We start from the raw sequence: 3,279 nt of genomic DNA, 5'->3' as shown, positions 1-3,279 counted from the left end.
CGCTACTCCAGACGAATTCAACGTTGCTGTGCCCAGCAGCGAACTGCCGTTGTTATAGAACGAGATGGTGCCGCTTGGGCTTGCGCCACCGGTAACCGTCGCTGTCAGGGTCATCGCGGTTCCAATAACTACGCTACTGACAGAAGCCTGCAGGGTGGTGGTTGTCACCGGCAGAGCCGCGGCCTGCAGCAGGATCTGTTGTGGCGACAGCACTCCATCGGTCACAAAGGAGAGAGCCGCCGAGCTCGCGTTGTTGTCCTGCGGCGAATAGGTGATCGCGAGTGTGCAGTTTGCTCTCGGAGCCAGCGAGGTGAAATTGCAGGCATTCGAGGAAGAAGTCGAAGCGATAGCAAAGCTACTCGCGTTTGTACCGCCAATGCTCGGAGCGCCACCGGTAAAGTTCAATGTGGTATTCCCCACATTGCTGAGCAGCACTGACTGTGCCGCGCTGGTTGTATTCGGAGCCTGCCCGGCAAAGACCAGCAGCCCCTGCGGGCCCATCTGACGCACTTTGAGATTGCCGGAGTCCGTAATGTAGACGCGGCCGGCTGCATCGACCGCGACACCTCGCGGACCGCTCAGCAGAGCGCTTGTGGCAACGCCGCCATCTCCGTTCGTCCCCGTCGCAGTACCAGCGGTCCCAGTGCCCGCAACCACGGAGATGACGCCCGTCGCCGCGTTCACTTCAAGGATCTCGTTATATCCGTTGACGGCGAGATAGATGTTGCCTGCCGGGTCGGTTGCCAACCCTGTGGTGCCGTTCAATTTTGCCGTAGTCGCCCGTACTCCATAGGGAGAGAGCGTGCTGCCTCCTCCGGCGATGGTGTACAGGTTTCCCTGGACAGGAGATGTAATCGTCGGATTTTCCAGTGTAATGAGCGCAGCCGCTGCGCTGCCGCCGACATAGATCATCCGGATGAGGTTGTTGTTCTTATCGGAGATGTAGACGTTATTCGAAGTATCTACCGCTACCGCATAGGGCTGGTTCAGCAGTGATGAAGAAGCGACGGTGCCGTTTGCACTATTGCCGGATGCGCCTGAAGCAGTTCCGCCTCCTCCCGCGATGGTGCTGATGAACCCGGTGGAGGCACTCACTTCCCGGATCGAATTATTCCCCTGGTCCGCAAGGTACATGTTGCCGACGGAGTCGAACTTGATATCGTCGATGCCATGGAGCCCGACGGCGCTGGAGGTCGCCAGGGTTCCATCGCCGCCGTTCGCGCTGGTGCGGCTGCCCGCCACGCGATAGATGGCTCCCAGTGTTGGGTTGGTGACGCTCGCTTCAAGAGAGATGAGGTTGGTGCCGGCCGTGTTGGTTCCGCCGGCATAGACCACCCATATTGTCGAGGAGGTCCCTGCGACATAAATGTCGCCGGCGGAGTCGATTCCTAGTCCACCTGTATTCGGGGTGATCTTTGTGCTTGTAGCGAGGGTGCCGTTCGACGGCGTGCCGCACTGATTTTCTATGCCGGCGACCACGTAGATATTGCCGACGACCGGAGAGGTGACGCCGGTCTCGGCGGCGATCAACTGCGCTGCCGTTGCCCCACCTTCATAGATCACGCGTACGGTGCAGTAGGTGCCATCGACAAAGAAGACATCGCCGGAAGCATCGGCGACAATCCCCTTAATACCGCCCGACATCAGAGCGCTGGTTGCCGGTCCGCCATCTCCGGTATATCCCGCGGCTCCCGTACCGGCGATCGTTGTAATGATCTCCGGCTGAAAAGTCAGAGCCGGCTGAGCCAGCCCCGGCTCCAATGAAAGGGTAAAGAAGAACCACAACCAGATCGCTAACCGTCTTTTTCCACTCATTCTCACGTTTGTCACTCCTCCATACGGCCCTGCGTGTGTGCGTACAATCACCTTCACTCCGTGGTTTCCCTTTGGAGCACTTCCTAAAACTGCAGTGATTGCCGGGAAAGACGTCCCCTGTATTGCGTGACGAGTCTCCCGATGGTTCTGCCGGATCGTCAACGTTCCAAACAGTTCAGCCGGTGTTCGGGAAAACGATTTCCCTTTGATTTCAAGCACTTAAAATCGCGCACGGCTTCGTAACCGGACACGTTATGGGTGACGTTATGGGCTGTTAAAACGTRGCTTCGTTAGTGCAGCGAGGATCTGTAACCTTCTCGAAGCAAATACGCGACTAATGAACTAGAGCCCGCCAGAGGCTCTAACCAGATGCAGATTGCCCGCACCCCTCCAAATGTCCGGAAGGGTGCGGCCCTTTCGTCCGGCTCCCCGAACGTCAGTCAGGTCGGATATCGTCGTCCCCGGAGGGGTGGAAAAGCCGGCGGACGGTGTTGTTCAGCTTGTGGAACAGCGTCGGATGTTCGTAGCGGTAGACCACAGTGCCCGGAACAACGAGCGTCACCTCGGTTCCGGCCTTGGCGGAACTTACGACCGTCAGCTTGCTGCGGATTCGCGAGGCCCTCTCCCGCATCCCCTGTAATCCAAAGTGTCCCTCCCGGCCTCCCGCCAGGAGAGCCGGATCGATCCCCTGGCCGTTATCCTTGATGCGCAGGGAGAGATCGTTTGCATACCGAAGCTCGATTTCCAGACGGCTTCCCCGGGAATGCGCAGCCGCATTGCGAATCGCTTCATCGGCGATGCGGTAGATTTCGTCGCGCACAATCGGATGCATGTCTCTGGCATCGCCAACCGCGGAAAAGATAACACTCATGGAAGCCGGCCGCTCATGTTCTTCGACGGCCCGCTGTAATGCTTCAGAAAGATGGTTCTTCTCTGTAGTGCTGCCGCGTAGAGAGTGGACCGCTGCCCGCGCCTCGTCGACTGCCCTCCCCAGCCATATCGACAGCTTCTCGAGCGTCTGTTGCCTGCGTTTTTCGTCCGTGTCCTCACGAAGGGCGTCCTCCGCAATCATCTTGCTGCTCTGTACGGTTTGCAGGAAGGTATCGTGCAACTCGCGTGCGAGCCGTGTTCGTTCAGCCAGCCGGTCGTCAAAACGGGCGCTCAAAGTTGCCGCAACCTGGCGCAAACGCAGCCGGTAGATCATCCAGACGATCAGAACGATCGCAAGTCCACATAGAACTGCGAACCAGGCCGTCTGGTACCAGGCGGGCAGAATTCTGAAGGAGAACGATGCGCCCGTTTCGTTCCAAACGCCGTGATCGTTGCTTGCAATGACCCGGAAGGTATAGTTCCCGGGCCGAAGCTTGGTGTAGTACGCCTGACGCCTGGTCCCCGCGTCCGACCATTCCGTATCGACGGGATCGAGCCTGTAGCGAAACTGCACCCGCTCAGGAATCCTGAGGC

At 58.7% G+C, this 3,279-nt stretch carries 2 protein-coding genes; both read right to left on the bottom strand.

Features of this window, described 5'->3' with window-relative positions:
• Nucleotides 1-1,815: NHL domain-containing protein (locus AB4043_RS19665; RefSeq protein ID WP_442307848.1), on the bottom strand; the 1,815-nt coding region annotated here is incomplete at its 3' end.
• A gap of 436 nt (nt 1,816-2,251) precedes the next feature.
• Nucleotides 2,252-3,279: ATP-binding protein (locus AB4043_RS19660; protein ID WP_442307847.1), on the bottom strand; the 1,028-nt coding region annotated here is incomplete at its 5' end.

Origin of the sequence: Terriglobus sp. YAF25 (genome assembly GCF_052113305.1) — a bacterium.
In the GTDB taxonomy this organism is placed as follows: domain Bacteria; phylum Acidobacteriota; class Terriglobia; order Terriglobales; family Acidobacteriaceae; genus Terriglobus.
This window is presented reverse-complemented; position numbering and strand designations above follow the sequence as displayed.